Source organism: Pseudomonas sp. Pc102, assembly GCF_018408275.1.
In the GTDB taxonomy this organism is placed as follows: Bacteria; Pseudomonadota; Gammaproteobacteria; order Pseudomonadales; family Pseudomonadaceae; genus Metapseudomonas; species Metapseudomonas tohonis.
In genome coordinates this window covers 135,505-151,681 of the sequence record NZ_AP021905.1, presented here as the reverse complement: position 1 = coordinate 151,681, position 16,177 = coordinate 135,505, and the positions used below count along the sequence as shown (strand labels likewise).

Sequence of the window (16,177 nt, the reverse complement as noted above, 5' to 3'; positions counted from 1 at the left end):
GATGGGCCTGCATCTGAACGAGGGCGGTGACGATCTCCAGGAAACCCACGAGATCAACGTCACCCCATTCATCGACGTCATGCTGGTGCTGCTCATCATCTTCATGGTCGCGGCGCCCCTGGCCACGGTCGACATCAAGGTCGACCTGCCGGCCTCCACCGCCAAGCCCGCGCCACGCCCGGACAAGCCGATCTACCTGAGCATCAAGGAAGACCAGAGCCTGTACCTGGACAACGTGCAGGTCCCGCAGGAGCGGCTCGGCGCCGAACTGGACAAGCTGACCAACGCCGACAAGGACAAGACCATCTTCGTCCGCGGCGACAAGTCGGTCGACTACGGCAAGCTGATGGAAGTGATGGACGCCATGCGCGGCGCCGGCTACCTGAAGATCGGCCTAGTGGGACTCGAGACGGTCGGGAAGTAGATGAGCCAGGCAAAACGCAACCTGTGGTGGGCCTTCAGCCTCCTCGTCGTGTTCGGCATCCATGCACTGGTGTTCGTCTGGGCCCTGTTCTGGCACGCCACCGTCGAGCCCATCGAGCTGCCGCCGGCGGCCATGATGATCGAGCTGGAACCGCTGCCCGCACCGGCCCCCGTGCCCACTCCGCCGCCGCCCCCGCGCGTCGAGCCGGAACCGGACCCGCTGCCCAAGCTGGCCGAGGCGCCGAAGCCGACCATCGCCATCGCGCCCAAGCCGAAACCCAAGCCGAAGCCGCCGAAACCCAAGCCCCCGGAGCCCAAGCCCGAGCAGAAACCCCAGGAGCAGGAATCGACCAAGGAGACGGTTTCCGCGCCGACCACGGCAGCACCGAGTGACGCCAAGCCGGCCGCGCCGCAACAGAGCATGGCCAGCGCGCCCTCACAAGCCAGGGAAACCTGGCAGAGCAAGCTGATGGCTCACCTGGCACGCTTCAAGAAGTACCCGGAAGACGCACGTCGCCGGAACTTCGAGGGCGTCAACCGCCTGCGCTTCACCGTGGACGGAGAAGGCAAGGTCACCGCCTACAGCATCACCGGCAAGTCGGGCAGCGCCTCGCTCGATCGCGCCACCCTGGAGATGATCCGACGCGCCCAGCCGCTGCCGCCCCCTCCGCCGGAGCTGCTGACCGACGGCGTGCTGGAAGTGACGGCCCCCTTCGTCTACTCCCTGGATCGCCGCCGCTGAGTTGATCCGCCCCCGCAAAGGGGGCGGCTGCTGTTGGTTCCATTGAGAGCAGCCGCTATGCTTGGGCCACTCCAATGGAATAAGACTATGACCCTCACCGAACTGCGCTACATCGTCACCCTCGCTCAGGAACAGCACTTCGGCCGCGCGGCGGAGCGTTGCCACGTCAGCCAGCCGACGCTGTCGGTGGGCGTGAAGAAGCTCGAGGACGAGCTGGGCGTGCTGATCTTCGAGCGCAGCAAGAGCGCGGTGCGCCTGACCCCGGTGGGCGAGGGCATCGTCACCCAGGCGCAGAAGGTGCTGGAGCAGGCCCAGGGCATCCGCGAACTGGCCCAGGCCGGCAAGAACCAGCTGACCGCACCGCTCAAGGTCGGCGCCATCTACACCGTCGGCCCCTATCTGTTCCCCCACCTGATTCCCCAGCTGCACCGCGTCGCACCGCAGATGCCGCTGTACATCGAAGAGAACTTCACCCACATCCTGCGCGACAAGCTGCGCACCGGCGAGCTGGACGCGATCATCATCGCGCTGCCCTTCGCCGAAGCCGATGTGCTGACCAAGCCCCTCTACGACGAGCCCTTCTACGTGCTGCTGCCGGCCAACCATCCCTGGACGACGAAGAAGACCATCGACAGCGAGCTGCTCAACGACAAGAGCCTGCTGCTGCTCGGTGAAGGCCACTGCTTCCGCGACCAGGTGCTCGAAGCCTGCCCGACCCTGCGCAAGGGTGGCGAGGACAGCGCCAAGCACACGACCGTGGAGTCCAGCTCCCTGGAAACCATCCGCCACATGGTCGCCTCCGGCCTCGGTGTCTCGATCCTGCCGTTCTCGGCGGTGGACAGCCATCACTACGCCCCGGGCGTGATCGAGATCCGCCCGCTGACCCCGCCGGTGCCGTTCCGCACCGTCGCCATCGCCTGGCGCGCCAGCTTCCCGCGCCCGCGCGCCATCGAGGTACTGGCCGACTCCATCCGCCTGTGCTCGGTGGCCCGCCCGCAGCAGGCACAGGCCGAACCGCAACCGGCATGACCGAGCTCTCTCAGGTTCCCGTCACCGTGCTCAAGGGCGTCGGTGACGCGCTGGCGGAGAAGCTCGCCAAGGTCGGCCTGGAGAACCTCCAGGACATCCTCTTCCACCTCCCGCTGCGCTACCAGGACCGCACCCGCGTGGTGCCCATCGGCGCCCTGCGCCCCGGCCAGGACGCGGTGGTCGAAGGCACCGTCACCGGCGCCGACGTGGTCATGGGCAAGCGCCGCAGCCTGCTGGTGCGCCTGCACGACGGCACCGGCGCGCTGAGCCTGCGCTTCTACCACTTCAGCAACGCGCAGAAGGAAGGCCTCAAGCGCGGCACCCAGCTGCGCTGCTACGGCGAGGCCCGCCCCGGCGCCTCGGGCCTGGAGATCTACCACCCCGAGTACCGCGCACTCAACGGCGACGAACCGGCCCCGGTGGAGCAGACCCTGACGCCCATCTACCCGACCACCGAAGGCCTGACCCAGCAACGCCTGCGCCAGCTCAGCCAGCTGGCGCTCGCCCGCCTGGGCCCGGAAAGCCTGCCGGACTGGCTCCCGGAGGAGCTGGCCCGCGACTACCGCCTGGGCCCGCTCGACGAAGCCATCCGCTACCTGCACCGGCCGCCGCCGGACGCCGATCTCGACGAACTCGCCGAAGGCCAGCACTGGGCCCAGCACCGCCTCGCCTTCGAGGAACTGCTCACCCACCAGCTTTCCCTGCAGCGGCTGCGTGAAACCCAGCGCGCCCAGCAGGCACCCCAGCTGCCACCGGCGAAGAAACTGCCGCAACGCTACCTGGCCAACCTCGGCTTCAAGCCCACCGGCGCCCAGCAACGGGTCGGCGCCGAGATCGCCTACGACCTCGCACAGCCCGAGCCGATGCTGCGCCTGGTACAGGGCGACGTCGGCGCCGGCAAGACCGTGGTCGCCGCGCTGGCGGCCCTGCAGGCCCTGGAGGCCGGCTACCAGGTCGCGCTGATGGCGCCCACCGAGATCCTCGCCGAGCAGCACTTCCTCAACTTCAGCAAATGGCTGCAGCCGCTGGGCATCGAAGTCGCCTGGCTCGCCGGCAAGCTCAAGGGCAAGGCACGCGCCGCCGCGCTGGAACAGATCGCCGCTGGCGCCCCCATGGTCGTGGGCACCCATGCGCTGTTCCAGGACGAAGTGCAGTTCAAGCGCCTGGCCCTGGTGATCATCGACGAGCAGCACCGCTTCGGCGTGCAGCAGCGCCTGGCCCTGCGCAAGAAGGGCATCGACGGCCGCCTCAGCCCGCACCAGCTGATCATGACCGCCACGCCCATTCCGCGGACGCTGGCCATGAGCGCCTACGCCGACCTCGACACGTCGATCCTCGACGAGCTGCCCCCCGGACGCACCCCGGTCAATACCGTGCTGGTGGCCGACAACCGCCGCATGGAGGTGATCGAGCGGGTCCGCGCCGCCTGCCAGGAAGGGCGCCAGGCCTATTGGGTCTGCACCCTGATCGAGGAATCCGAGGAGCTGACCTGCCAGGCTGCGGAAACCACCTTCGAGGAGCTGTCGTCCGCCCTTGGCGAGCTGCGCGTGGGGCTGATCCACGGCCGCATGAAGGCGCCGGAGAAGGCGGCGGTGATGGACGAGTTCAAGCAGGGCAGGCTGCAGCTGCTGGTGGCGACCACGGTGATCGAAGTGGGCGTCGACGTGCCCAACTCCAGCCTGATGATCATCGAGAACCCCGAGCGCCTGGGCCTGGCCCAGCTGCACCAGCTGCGCGGGCGTGTCGGCCGAGGCAGCGCCGCCAGCCACTGCGTGCTGCTCTACCACCCGCCGCTGTCGCAGCTGGGCCGCGAGCGCCTGGGCATCATGCGCGAGACCAGCGACGGTTTCGTGATCGCCGAGAAGGACCTGGAGCTGCGTGGGCCCGGCGAGATGCTGGGCACCCGGCAGACCGGCCTGCTGCAGTTCAAGGTCGCCGACCTGATGCGCGACGCCGACCTGCTGCCGGCCGTGCGCGACGCCGCGCAAGCCTTGATGGAACGCTGGCCCCAGCACGTGAGTCCGTTATTGGAGCGCTGGTTGCGCCACGGCCAGCAATACGGCCAAGTGTGACGTGGCGCACATTGCGCCGGTCGCCTGACCCATCAGTCACCCAGGCCGCTCGTTATACTCCGGGCAGTCGCTTTTTCGCTGGATGCTACCCATGACCGAAGTCGCTCTCGCTCCAGATTCAGAACCCCAAGCCCCGTCGGTGATCCTGCAACTGCTGGACAAACTGGGCCTGGCCTACCGGATACGCCTCGAAGAGCCCTCCCTGGAGCCGGCCCGTCGCGTGCAGGCGGTTCTGCTGGAAGACGCGGTCGGCACCCTGCTGGTGTTCTACCCGCGCAACCAGTTGCTGGACCTGAACCGTCTCGCCGAACTCACCGGCCGCAAGCTGGTGGCGGTGAAGCCGGAGCGCTTCGACCGCATGCTCGGCAAGCACGACCTCAACACCCTGCCGGCCCTGCCGCCCTTGACCAGCTCGCCCTGCCTGTATGACGAGCGCCTGCTGCAGGAACCGCAGCTGCTGATCGAATCCGGCCACTCCGGCGTATTGCTGGAACTGGCCGCCGAGGATTTCCGCCAGCTGCTGAGCAAGGCCAGCGCCGCCCGTTTCGGCGTGCCGCTGAGCAGTATCCGCCTCAACCTCGATCGCCCTGACGACGACCGCGCCGAGATCACCCAGGCGGTGCAGGCCTTCACCGCCCGCCGCATCCAGCAGCGCCTCGAGGAGACCATCGAGATCCCGCCGCTGCCGGAAACCGCACAGAAGATCATCAAGCTGCGGGTCGACCCCAACGCCACCGTCGACGACATCACCGGCGTGGTCGAGACCGACCCGGCCCTGGCCGCCCAGGTGGTGAGCTGGGCGGCGTCGCCCTATTACGCCGCGCCCGGCAAGATCCGCTCGGTGGAGGACGCCATCGTCCGCGTGCTGGGCTTCGACCTGGTGATCAACCTCGCCCTCGGCCTGGCCCTGGGCAAGACCCTGAGCCTGCCCCGCGAGCAGCCGCAACACGCCACGCCCTACTGGCACCAGGCGATCTACACCGCCGCCGTGATCGAGGGCCTGACCCGCGCCATCCCCCGCGCGCAGCGCCCGGAAGCCGGGCTGACCTACCTCGGCGGCCTGCTGCACAACTTCGGCTACCTGGTGCTGGCCCATGTCTTCCCGCCGCATTTCACGCTGATCTGCCGCCACCTGGAGGTCAACCCGCACCTGGCGCACGGCTATGTCGAGCAGCACCTGCTGGGCATCACCCGCGAGCAGATCGGCAGCTGGCTGATGCGCTTCTGGGACATGCCGGAGGAGCTGGCCACCAGCCTGCGCTTCCAGCACGACCCGCACTACGACGGCGCCCATGCCGCCTACCCGAACCTCGTCTGCCTGGCCGTCAGCCTGCTGCGCTCCCGCGGCATCGGCACCGGCCCGGTGGAGGAAATCCCCGACGAGCTGTTCGAGCGCCTGGGGCTGTCCCGCGACAAGGCCGAGGAATCGGTGAGCAAGGTGCTGGAGGCCGAGGCCGCGCTGCGCGAGCTGGCGTCCCAGTTCAACCCGCCGCACTGACGCGGGCAGTCGAAGAAAGGGGCCTGGTGGCCCCTTTTTCATGGCTGCGCTGGCGACGCGCTGCGCACTACTTGAGCAGCGCCCGGCGCTTGGCGAAGACCCCGGGCAGCGCCTCCAGGCTCAGCTCCAGCAGCTGCTTGACCGCAGGCCGCTCGTAGAGCTCCGCATAGGCCCGGACATCGTCGCTGGGCATCTGCCGGTAGGCGTACAGCATGAAGGACTCCACCGCCTGCTCACTGCTGGCGCGGATGCCTTCGGCCTGCTTGGCGGTCTGTTCGGCCAGGGCCTTCTCGCCGATCTTCTCGCCGCGCTGGCGCAGGGTCAGCATGGCCAGGGTCTTGCCCACTTCGTAGCGCAGCAGCGCGGCGAGGTCGGTGGTTCGCGCCGCGCGGTCGAGCCGGCGCACCAGATCCAGGCGATCGGCACGCGGCGGCTTGCTCGCCAGCTGGGTGCGGTAGCTGGCCAGCCCTTCGCCCACATCGCGCTCAGCCGCAGTGAAGCGCTGCGCCAAGGGGCTATCGAGGGCGGCCTCGACCTCGGCGAGCTGCTCGGCGCTGACCTTGGGCGCGACGGCAGCGGCCAGGTCACGGCACATCGCGTCGGCTTCGAAGGCCTTGTTCAGCTGCTTGAGGTAGCGTTCCGGCGCGCCGCGCTGCAACAGCGGGCCGCTCTGCTCGCAGAGCAGGCGTACACCGGCCAGCTCGAAGGCCTTGGCCAGATCGTCGGATTTCGGGGCCGCGAAAGCGGTGAGGCTGCCGAGCAGCAGCGGTAGGGCGAGGAGGGCACGCATGAGCTGGATTCCATCGATACGAGCGCCCCTCGCCAGAGAGGGGCGCACAGGAATCAGCCTAGCGAAAGCACCGCGCGCCGACCAGCGACGCCGCGGCCGAATGCGGATCAGGCAGCCTTTTTGGCGGCAGCCTTCTTCTTAGGCACCAGGTACTTGGTCAGGCCCTGGAACCAGATCACCAGCGCGGGGTTGCCCTGGATCTGGATGTCCTTGTTCTGGATGCCATGCATGAAGGCCAGCTGCTTGTTCTTGGCGTTCATGGTGGCGAAGCCGTAGGCGCCGTCCTTGAAGCCGATGGCGAAGGCCGGGGCCTCGGCGGTGCCGCGCTTGCTGGTCACGCGCTGGTCTCTGACGATGAAGTGCCGCGCGACCTTGCCGTCCAGGGTATGCAGCTGGAAGACCAGGTCCTTGCCGGCGAGCTGCTCCTGAAAAGCGGCGTTGTCACGGCTGGCCTTGGCCATCAGGCGGCCCAGCATCCAGAGGAGAAGACGGAATTTCATGCGCACGAGCCTCGGCTGAAAATGGAACGGCGGCGCATTGTAGCGGTTTGCGAGAAGGACTACAGCCAGACTTGGGATGGGCAAGAAGTGCTGTCAGATCACACCCGGGGCCTGGCGGCCCCGGGTGTCCATGGCCTTAGTTGACCGCGTCCTTCAGGGACTTGCCCGGCTTGAAGGCGACGGTGTTGCTGGCCTTGATCTTGACCGGTTGGCCGGTCTGGGGATTCTTGCCCGTGCGAGCACCGCGGTGGCGCTGCAGGAAGGTGCCGAAACCGACCAAGGTCACGCTGTCCTTGCGGTTCAGCGCACTGGTGATTTCTTCAAGAACGGCGTTGAGTACACGATTGGCCTGATCCTTGGTGAGATCGGCCTTTTCGGCGATGGCGGCGGCGAGTTCCGGTTTACGCATAGATGCCTCTTTGACGGTTTGTTGTTTTTGTGTCCGTGCTGTCCATCCAGAACAGCGCCCAAGGCGCCGCAACAGCTCTGCGCTGCGGCAGACCAGAGGGAGGATGGCATGCCGCAAAGGGCCGCGCCAGTGTTGTCCGACAGTTTTGGACGCGAACCCGATGACTATTCCGACAGAAGGCCGGCCATTCACGCCAGCAAGGGAGGCAGTTCACGGTTCAGGGCCAGCTTCTCCTGAACCGCCGCGCCGGTCAGCGCGTAGCCCAGCAGGCGGCCGCTGGTGTCGCGGCACAGGGCCTTGATATCGGCGCCCGCGCCTTCCACCGTCCAGGCGCCTTCCAGGCCACGGGGCGGTGGCGAGACCACCAGCGGGCAGGCAGGCGTCTTCACCGTCACCGGCATCGGTCCGTAGCTGACGGCGGTGGCGTTGCCCGCCAGGGTCTGTGCCAGGGCCCGGGCGCAGGCCATCAGCGGCATCACGTAGAGCAGGTTGATGCCATCCACCTCGGCGCAATCGCCCAGGGCATAGATGTTGGCGTGGGAGGTCTTCAGGTGGCGGTCCACCATCACCCCGCGGTTGACGTCCAGCCCGGCCGCCGCTGCCAGGGCAGTGCGCGGTCGCAGGCCGACCGCCGAGATCACCAGGTCGCAGGCGATGCGGGTGCCGTCGGAAAGGTGCGCGTCCAGCCCATCGCCGGCGTGGTTGAGGCTGGCCAGCACCGGACCGAGGTGGAAGCGCACGCCCAGCCCTTCGAGGCCGGCCTGCACCGCCGCGGCTGCCGCCGGGTGCAGCAGGCCGGGCATCACCTGCTCGCAGGGCGCCACCAGTTCCACTTCGTAGCCGCCCAGGGTCAGGTCGTTGGCGAATTCGCAGCCGATCAGGCCGGCGCCGAGCACCAGCACGCGCTTCTTGCCCGCCGCCGCGTTGCGGAAGCGCGCGTAGTCCTCGAGGTCGTTGATCGGGAACACCGCGTCCCCGGCGTCGCCCTCCACCGGCACGCGGATGACCTCGGCGCCCCAGGCCAGCACCAGGTCGCGGTAGTCCACCGCTTCCTCGCCTATCCACAGGCGGCGGTGGCCCGGGTCGATACCGGTGATGCAGGTGTGGGTGCGGATCTCGGCCTTCAGTTGGTCGGCCATGGCGCCGGCTTCGGCCATCGCCAGGCCGTCGGCGTCCTTGTTCTTGCCGAAGCCGGTGGACAGCATCGGCTTGGAGTAGGAGCGACCATCGTCGGCGCTGATCAGCAACAGCGGCGTCTCGCCGTCCAGCTTGCGGAACTCCTTGGCCAGGTTGTAGCCGGCCAGGCCGGTCCCGACGATCACCACGGGTGCACTCATCTCTCACTCCTCAGCTGCAAAACGACGCGACGGCCCAGGGGCCGTCGCTGAATATCGGGGGGATGTCGCGGATCAGGCGATCTCGATCATCTCGAAGTCGATCTTGCCCACGCCACAGTCGGGGCAGACCCAGTCCGGCGGGATGTCTTCCCAGCGCGTGCCCGGGGCGATGCCCTCGTCCGGCAGGCCCAGGGCCTCGTCATAGATGAAGCCGCAAACCACGCATTGCCACTTGCGCATGAGCACCTCCTCCAGGCGAAAAACGTTGAGACCCTACTCCAATTGCCAACCCCTCGCCAAGGCTTGGCGCGGCCCGCCCGACGGAGGTTGGGCTCAGATCGCGGTGAGGAACGACACCCCGTAGACACCGATGAACCCGGGGCCTTCGCGGTGGGGCAGGCTCGCCACCTGGTCGCCCTGGTCGACGTTCAGCACCCGCTCCACGCGATGCCGGTGCAGATTGGCCAGCAGCCGGCGCGCCGGCAGCACCGGCTCGTCCTGCGCTCCATACAGCTCGCGATGCAAAGCCGGCAGGCGGTACCAGGGCATGGTCGGCTTCTCGTGGTGGGCGTTGTGGTAGCCGAAGTTGAGCACCAGCAGGTTGAGCAACGGCGAATGGCCGAACGGGTTGGAAAAGGTGTTGCGCTGCTCATAGGCCGCATCGGGACGCGCGCCGGCCGGCTGGTCCAGGCCGACCACCACCTCGTAGGTGTGCTGGTGCATGTCCATCAGGCGCATCACCCAGAGGAACAACAGGTAGGCCAGGCCGTAGCCCAGCAGCGCCGGCCAGGCCAGCACGCCCAGGGCGACGAAGGCGGCCCCGCGCAGCACCAGGCAGCCCAGCACGCGGCGACGACGGGCGCGATAGCCCTCGACCAGGAAGGGGCTGGCGATCACCGAGGCATGCATCAGCAGCTCCACCGCCGGCACATGCAGCCACTCCAGCGCCTGCACCGCGCGCAACAGGGCGGGCCGCGCCAGGAGCAGGGCGCGGTAGTCGAAAGCCACCACGTCGGCACGGTCGACGTGATGGCGCATGTGCTTGCGCCGGAGCCCGTCGTAGTCCCCGTAGCAGCCACCTACCAGCACGCTGAGCAGGGCGCCCAGGCGCGTATTCCATTCGCGCTGGAGGAACACCGCCTGGTGCGCACAGTCGTGGATCAGGTAGGCACCGATGACCATCCCGTGGGCCAGCGCCAGCACCCCCAGGGGCCAGCTCCAGGGTTCGGCCAGCACCATCAGCGCCAGGCCGCCGCCCCAGGCAGCGAAGGCATAGAGGGTCGCGAGCAGGGTCGGCCACAGGCCGTCGTCATGACGCAGGCGGGGCAGGTTCATGCGTCACCTCCGATCCAGCGGCAAAAGTGCTCGCGCTCGGTGTAGCCCATCCAGCGGTTCACCTGCCACAGGTCCGCCACCGGCTGGTCGGTGAAGGGCAGGGTGTGCAGGTAGCGATCGGGACCGAACTCCGGGGTCATGCTGCTCAGGCTTGCACCACGTCGCCGCTGGGCACGCCATACCGCCTCCCAGAAGCGCTGGTGGAACGCCAGGCAGTCGGCGTACTCCGGCGCGGCCGGGTGCGGCACCTGCGGCCCCTGTGGATAACCCACCCGCCCGTGCACGTGCCGGACCTGTTCGGCCACCGCCAGCAGCAGGTCCCAGTCATCGTCCAGCAGGCGCTCGGCGACCACCACCCAGTGGCTGATGTCCGCCGTCAGGCGCAGGTCCGGCAGTTGCCGCAGCAGCGTCTCGGTGACCCAGGGATTGAACATCGAGCGCCCGCGATGGGTTTCGAAGCTCAAGGGCACGCCCAGGTCCACCTCCAGTTCGAGGGCGGCGGCGAAGAAATCGCGCTGCACCGCCAGCGGCCAGGCATCGCAACCGGCGATCACGTTACACAGCAACGGCCTCAGCGGCTGGGCGGCCCGCACCTTGCGCCGCAGGTCCGCCAGGTGCTCGGCAGGGGTCGCATGGCGATCGGGAACATAGCTGCCGCCGGTGCAGACCTCGGCGATGAAGGGCACGCCGTGCTCGCTCAACGCCTGGCCCAACGCATCACGGGCCTCGGGCGCTTCCGGTACCGCGGCTTCGAGACCGTCGAAGCCGGCCTCCAGCGCCAGCCGGGCCGCCTCATCGGGCGCTCCGTGGAACCCCCACAGGGTCTTGAATAACTTAAACTGCATCGCATTCTCCACGCCCGGGATGGGCCGATGGAGAGGCGGGAGCAACGGCCGTGCCAGCCAGGTGGCAAGCGGACAAAGCCGTTGTTTTGAATGCAAATTTGCACATTAATGGGCGAGCGGCCGGCTCGCGCCTCTTCGCCCCCCTGCACGAAGACCGTGCAAGAACATGCAAATCTGCACCATAAACACCACACCCGAGGAAGCCTCGATCCATGACCCGCCGCCACAGCCAGAGCAATCGCCGCGCCGTCGCCCAGGCGATCATCGACATGGACGAAAGCTGGATCGCCCTGTTCGCCGACCTCGGCCTGGGGGACCTCTGCTACAGCGACCTGTTCACCCACATGTGGCTGCGCCGTGACCAGTTGCTGCGCAAGACCGACCTCTACGCCTGCATGCCCAGCATCAGCCGGCGCACCGCGGTGAAATACGTGCAGCAGCTGATCGACCAGGGCCTGCTGGAGGAAACCGGTTCGGAAGATGACAGGCGGGTGCGCCAGGTGGCCCTGACCGAGCCGGTGATCGAGCGCCTGGAGCGCTTCTACGACCAGGCCTGCGAACACTTCGCGGCACTGGCCAGGGGCTGAAGCGAAAGGGGATACGGGCCCGCCGCCTTGCACGGGGGCCCGGGGTGGATCAGCCGATCTCGATCATCTCGAAGTCCAGCTTGCCGACGCCGCAATCGGGGCACAGCCAGTCGGCCGGCACGTCTTCCCAGCGGGTGCCCGGCGCGATGCCGTCGTCCGGCCAGCCCTGGGATTCGTCATAGATCAGACCACAGACCACGCATTGCCACTTTTTCATTATCGTCCTCGGCGGAACTCACGGTTTGGCGCGCAACCTATACCAAACGCGCCACAGCGCCAAGACGCCGGGCGACGGGATGAAGAGCGCCTGCGGCAAAGCGCCACCCCACGAAACGCCCCTGGCACCGTGTTAGACTCCCGCGCCGCCCAGACCGCCAGGACCATCGTGCCAGACGCCGCCCTCGCCCATCCGCCCCGCTGGCTCAGCGCCACGCAACTGCACCCCGCGCCCCCGGCAGGGCTGCGTGACTGGCTGTTCGACCAGGGCTCGCTGACCCGTCGCCTCACCACCCTCTCGGCCGACGCCTTCAGCGTCACCCCGCTGGTGGAGGGCTGGCAGGTGCTGCGCACCGACGAATGCACCGCCCTCGGCGTGCCGGACGGCAGCCAGGGCTGGGTCCGCGAGGTCTACCTGCGCGGCCACGGCGAAGCCTGGGTATTCGCCCGCAGCGTGGCGGCGCGCAGTGCGCTGGAGGGCTCCGGCCTCGCCCTGGGCGAGCTGGGCAGCCGCTCCCTCGGCGAGTTGCTGTTCAGCGACCGCGCCTTCGCCCGCGGCCCCATCGAAGTCACCCGCTATCCCGCCGCCTGGCTGCCGGCAGAGGTACGCGCAGAGCGCCTGTGGGGGCGCCGCTCCTGTTTCCGCCGGGGTGATCTGGCGGTGCTGGTGGCCGAGATATTCCTGCCCACCCTGTGGCAGCACGCCGGCATCGAGCCCGTATAATCCGCCCACGCCCAGCGGAGACCGCCGATGTACCTCAAGCTCCTGCAATCGCTCAACCGCCTACACCCCCGCGCCTGGGACTTCGTCCAGCTGACGCGCATGGACAAGCCCATCGGCATCTACCTGCTGCTCTGGCCGACGCTCTGGGCGCTGTGGGTCGCCGGCGAGGGCCGCCCGAGCCTGAAGAACGTCCTGGTGTTCGTCCTCGGCGTGGTGCTGATGCGCGCAGCCGGCTGCGTGATCAATGACTACGCCGACCGCCATTTCGATGGCCACGTCTCCCGCACCAAGGCCCGCCCCCTGGCCAGCGGCGCGATCAGGCCGCGCGAGGCGCTGGTGTTCTTCGCCGTGCTGGTGGCGCTCAGCTTCGGCCTGGTGCTGCTGACCAACGCCACCACCATCTGGCTGTCATTCGGCGGCCTGGCCCTGGCCGCCTGCTACCCCTTCATGAAGCGGTACACCTTCTACCCCCAGGTGGTGCTCGGTGCGGCCTTCTCCTGGGGCATGCCCATGGCCTTCACCGCCGAGACCGGCGAGCTGCCGGCGGCAGCCTGGTTGCTGTACATCGCCAACCTGCTGTGGACGGTGGCCTACGACACCTACTACGCCATGACCGACCGCGAGGACGACCTGAAGATCGGCGTCAAATCCACCGCCATCCTCTTCGGCGATGCCGACCGCATCATCATCGCCACCCTGCATGGCCTGGCGCTCCTGTGCCTGTTGCTGGCCGGCAGCCGCTTCGAGCTGGGCTTGTACTTCCACCTCGGCCTGCTCGGCGCCGCCGCCTGCTTCGCCTGGGAATCCTGGAGCACACGCACGCGAGATCCGCAGGCCTGCTTCAAGGCCTTCCTGCACAACCATTGGGCGGGGATGGCGATCTTCATCGGCCTGGTGGCCGACTACGCGCTGCGCTGAACCCGCGCAGCGCGGACTTCAAGGCGAACCAGGGCTCAGGGCTTGGCCACGTGCCAGACCTGCATCTTGCCGTCGCCGGTCCTGTCGCCAGCCTTCTTGTCCATGACGAAGGTGTAGAGCGGCTTGCCGTCGTAGGCCCATTGGCTGGAGCCGTCGTCACGCTGGACCAGGCTCCACTTGCCCTCGGCCTTGGCGCCGGCCTCGGCCATCAGCGGTGGCCAGTTTTTCGCGCATTCGCCGCTGCAGTGGGACATGCCCACGGCGTCCTTGTCGAAGGTGTAGAGGGTCATGCCCTGCTGGTCGACCAGCAAGCCGTCCTTCTCCATCGCCGGCTCCGCAGCCAGCAACGGCCAGGACAGCAGGGCGCCGGCCAGGACGGCCAGGATCTGTGGATAGGTTCTGCTCATCATGTTTCTCCTCGGGTGGGATCACCTCGGCCCGGCAACCACCGGCCCCATTGCAAGGGGTACGGCAGGCAGGCAGCCGGCACCCTGGAATGGGCCGCGCCGGTCCGGCTGCGGCATTGCGCCGGCAGCCCGCTGAGCATAGTCGAGGCCAGCGCGCCGCCCGTCGACGCGCGGCGGAGCCGGCGGCAACATCCCGATGTCATATAGCTGCAATAATTCCGTTATCTAATGCGCGCAAACCAGCTGAACAAGCGACCCGAGGCGGATACATGGTTGGCAAGAACATCCTGATAGTCGACGACGAAGCGCCCATCCGCGAAATGATCGCGGTGGCCCTGGAAATGGCCGGCTACGAGTGCCTGGAGGCCGAGAACACCCAGCAGGCGCACGCCATCATCGTCGACCGCAAACCCGACCTGATCCTTCTCGACTGGATGCTCCCCGGCACCTCCGGCATCGAGTTGGCCCGCCGCCTGAAGCGCGACGAGCTGACCGGCGACATCCCGATCATCATGCTCACCGCCAAGGGTGAGGAGGACAACAAGATCCAGGGCCTGGAGGTCGGCGCCGACGACTACATCACCAAGCCCTTCTCGCCCCGCGAGCTGGTGGCCCGCCTCAAGGCCGTGCTGCGCCGCGCCGGCCCCACCGACAGCGAAGCGCCGATCGAGATCGGCGGCCTGCTGCTGGACCCCATCAGCCACCGCGTCACCATCGACGGCAAGCCCGCCGAAATGGGCCCGACCGAGTACCGCCTGCTGCAGTTCTTCATGACCCACCAGGAGCGTGCCTACACCCGTGGCCAGCTGCTGGACCAGGTCTGGGGCGGCAACGTGTACGTCGAGGAGCGCACCGTGGACGTGCACATCCGCCGCCTGCGCAAGGCCCTGGGCGATGCCTACGAAAACCTGGTGCAGACCGTGCGCGGCACCGGTTATCGTTTTTCCACCAAGGGCTGATCCCACCGAACAAGGAAGCGACCGTTGAACCAGGACTGGCGTCGCGCCGTAATCCGCCGTTTGCTCCTCCTCCTCGTCGCCTGCCTGCTCGGCGGATTCATCACCGGCGAGTACGGCTGGGCGCTGGCCGTCGGCCTCGGTGCCTACCTCGGCTGGACCCTCAGCCAACTGCTGCGCCTGCACAAGTGGCTCAAGGAACACAAACCCGACGAGCCGCCGCCGGACGGCTACGGCCTGTGGGGCGAAGTGTTCGACAGCATCTACCACCTGCAGCGCCGCGACCAGCGCGTGCGCGGGCGCCTGCAGGCGGTGATCGACCGCGTGCAGGAGTCCACCGCCGCCCTCAAGGACGCCGTGGTGATGCTCGACAGCGAGGGCAACCTCGACTGGTGGAACCGCGCCGCCGAGAACCTGCTGGGCCTCAAGACCCCGCAGGACAGCGGCCAGCCGGTGACCAACCTGATCCGCCACCCGCGCTTCAAGGAATACTTCGAGCAGGAAAACTACCGCGAGTCCCTCGACCTGCCCTCGCCGGTCAACGACCGCCTGCGCCTGCAGTTCCACATCACCCAGTACGGCAACCGCGAGCACCTGATGCTGGTGCGCGACGTCACCCGCATCCACCAGCTGGAACAGATGCGCAAGGACTTCGTCGCCAACGTCTCCCACGAACTGCGCACCCCGCTGACCGTGATCGCCGGCTACCTGGAGACCCTGCTGGACAACGTCGAGGACGTGAACCCGCGCTGGGCCCGCGCCCTGCAACAGATGAACTCGCAGGCCGGGCGCATGCAGAACCTGCTCAACGACCTGCTGCTGCTGGCCAAGCTCGAAGCCACCGACTACCCCTCGGACAACCAGCCGGTGGTGGTCGACGCCCTGCTGCAGAGCATCCGCCACGACGCCATCGCCCTGTCCGGCAGCCGCCAGCACAGGATCACCCTGGAAGCCGACGCCGCCTGCAGGCTGCGCGGCAGCGAGGCCGAGCTGCGCAGCGCCTTCTCCAACCTGGTGTTCAACGCGGTCAAGTACACCCCCGACGGTGGCGACGTGCGCATCCGCTGGTGGAGCGACGAGCAGGGCGCGCACCTGGCCGTGCAGGACTCCGGCATCGGCATCGAGGGCAAGCACCTGCCGCGCCTGACCGAGCGCTTCTACCGGGTCGACTCCAGCCGCGCCAGCAACACCGGCGGCACCGGCCTGGGCCTGGCCATCGTCAAGCACGTGCTGATCCGCCACCGTGGCCGCCTGGACATCAGCTCCGTGCTCAACCACGGCAGCACCTTCACCTGCCACTTCCCGCCCAGCCAGGTCGCGCCGCGCGCCTGAACGCGCGCCAGGCGGCACCGGGCCCGGACAGGGCCCGGCGTCTTGCAAACTGCCGTC

The 16,177-nt window shown here is 68.1% G+C and carries 19 protein-coding genes; 10 read left to right on the top strand and 9 right to left on the bottom strand.

The features are described 5' to 3' along the window. Position 1: 1 nt before the first annotated feature. The 5 genes from exbD to PHLH3_RS00715 all read left to right on the top strand — a co-directional run bounded on the left by exbD (position 2) and on the right by PHLH3_RS00715 (position 5,764). Positions 2-424, top strand: a complete 423-nt coding sequence (gene exbD, locus PHLH3_RS00735; RefSeq protein WP_173178554.1) for a TonB system transport protein ExbD — start codon at positions 2-4, stop codon at positions 422-424. Continuing rightward, the gene (locus tag PHLH3_RS00730) at positions 425-1,165 is read left to right on the top strand and encodes a TonB family protein (RefSeq protein ID WP_173178555.1); all 741 of its coding nucleotides are present in this window, start codon (positions 425-427) and stop codon (positions 1,163-1,165) included. Between the two features lie 87 nt (positions 1,166-1,252). Then, positions 1,253-2,194, top strand: a complete 942-nt coding sequence (locus PHLH3_RS00725) for a hydrogen peroxide-inducible genes activator (protein WP_213627591.1) — start codon at positions 1,253-1,255, stop codon at positions 2,192-2,194. Then, complete coding sequence (recG, locus tag PHLH3_RS00720) at positions 2,191-4,266, top strand: ATP-dependent DNA helicase RecG (protein ID WP_213627589.1); 2,076 nt, start codon at positions 2,191-2,193, stop codon at positions 4,264-4,266. The genes PHLH3_RS00725 and recG overlap by 4 nt, the downstream gene beginning before the upstream one ends. A 91-nt stretch (positions 4,267-4,357) precedes the next feature. Beyond that, a complete protein-coding gene (locus PHLH3_RS00715; RefSeq protein ID WP_213627587.1) occupies positions 4,358-5,764 on the top strand; it encodes an aminoacyl-tRNA deacylase and HDOD domain-containing protein in 1,407 nt (468 codons plus the stop codon). Between the two features lie 67 nt (positions 5,765-5,831). On the opposite strand, the gene PHLH3_RS00710 is transcribed toward PHLH3_RS00715, so the two are convergent. The 7 genes from PHLH3_RS00710 to PHLH3_RS00680 form a co-directional block, all read right to left on the bottom strand. After that, on the bottom strand, positions 5,832-6,554 hold the full coding sequence (locus PHLH3_RS00710; protein ID WP_213627585.1) for a hypothetical protein: 723 nt from the start codon (positions 6,552-6,554) through the stop codon (positions 5,832-5,834). Positions 6,555-6,661: 107 nt separating this feature from the next. Then, complete coding sequence (locus tag PHLH3_RS00705; protein ID WP_213627583.1) at positions 6,662-7,054, bottom strand: helicase; 393 nt, start codon at positions 7,052-7,054, stop codon at positions 6,662-6,664. 136 nt (positions 7,055-7,190) lie between these two features. Then, positions 7,191-7,463, bottom strand: coding sequence for an HU family DNA-binding protein (locus PHLH3_RS00700; RefSeq protein ID WP_021218870.1), 273 nt, complete (start codon positions 7,461-7,463; stop codon positions 7,191-7,193). Positions 7,464-7,651: 188 nt separating this feature from the next. Then, positions 7,652-8,800: an FAD-dependent oxidoreductase gene (locus PHLH3_RS00695; RefSeq protein WP_213627582.1), complete on the bottom strand. Its 1,149-nt coding sequence runs from the start codon at positions 8,798-8,800 to the stop codon at positions 7,652-7,654. A gap of 72 nt (positions 8,801-8,872) precedes the next feature. Further along, positions 8,873-9,040, bottom strand: coding sequence for a rubredoxin (locus tag PHLH3_RS00690; protein ID WP_111259362.1), 168 nt, complete (start codon positions 9,038-9,040; stop codon positions 8,873-8,875). A 93-nt stretch (positions 9,041-9,133) separates the two neighbouring features. Further along, positions 9,134-10,135: a fatty acid desaturase gene (locus PHLH3_RS00685; RefSeq protein ID WP_213627579.1), complete on the bottom strand. Its 1,002-nt coding sequence runs from the start codon at positions 10,133-10,135 to the stop codon at positions 9,134-9,136. Further along, entirely contained in the window at positions 10,132-10,980 is an 849-nt protein-coding gene (locus PHLH3_RS00680) for a TIM barrel protein (RefSeq protein WP_213627577.1), read from the bottom strand. Before PHLH3_RS00680 ends, PHLH3_RS00685 begins: the two co-directional genes overlap by 4 nt. A 212-nt stretch (positions 10,981-11,192) precedes the next feature. On the opposite strand from PHLH3_RS00680, the gene PHLH3_RS00675 reads away from it, so the two are divergent. After that, a complete protein-coding gene (locus PHLH3_RS00675) occupies positions 11,193-11,567 on the top strand; it encodes a winged helix DNA-binding protein (RefSeq protein ID WP_173174866.1) in 375 nt (124 codons plus the stop codon). 49 nt (positions 11,568-11,616) lie between these two features. On the opposite strand, the gene PHLH3_RS00670 is transcribed toward PHLH3_RS00675, so the two are convergent. Further along, a complete protein-coding gene (locus tag PHLH3_RS00670; protein ID WP_021218867.1) occupies positions 11,617-11,784 on the bottom strand; it encodes a rubredoxin in 168 nt (55 codons plus the stop codon). Between the two features lie 168 nt (positions 11,785-11,952). Here PHLH3_RS00670 and PHLH3_RS00665 point away from each other — a divergent pair, with 168 nt between their 5' ends. Further along, entirely contained in the window at positions 11,953-12,507 is a 555-nt protein-coding gene (locus PHLH3_RS00665) for a chorismate lyase (RefSeq protein WP_213627576.1), read from the top strand. A 27-nt stretch (positions 12,508-12,534) separates the two neighbouring features. After that, positions 12,535-13,425, top strand: a complete 891-nt coding sequence (ubiA, locus tag PHLH3_RS00660; RefSeq protein WP_213627574.1) for a 4-hydroxybenzoate octaprenyltransferase — start codon at positions 12,535-12,537, stop codon at positions 13,423-13,425. A gap of 35 nt (positions 13,426-13,460) precedes the next feature. On the opposite strand, the gene PHLH3_RS00655 is transcribed toward ubiA, so the two are convergent. Beyond that, positions 13,461-13,832, bottom strand: coding sequence for a hypothetical protein (locus PHLH3_RS00655; protein WP_213627572.1), 372 nt, complete (start codon positions 13,830-13,832; stop codon positions 13,461-13,463). Positions 13,833-14,101: 269 nt separating this feature from the next. Here PHLH3_RS00655 and phoB point away from each other — a divergent pair, with 269 nt between their 5' ends. Continuing rightward, entirely contained in the window at positions 14,102-14,791 is a 690-nt protein-coding gene (gene phoB, locus PHLH3_RS00650; protein ID WP_111259356.1) for a phosphate regulon transcriptional regulator PhoB, read from the top strand. Between the two features lie 24 nt (positions 14,792-14,815). Then, a complete protein-coding gene (gene phoR, locus PHLH3_RS00645; RefSeq protein ID WP_213627570.1) occupies positions 14,816-16,120 on the top strand; it encodes a phosphate regulon sensor histidine kinase PhoR in 1,305 nt (434 codons plus the stop codon). The last annotated feature ends 57 nt before the right edge of the window (positions 16,121-16,177 follow it).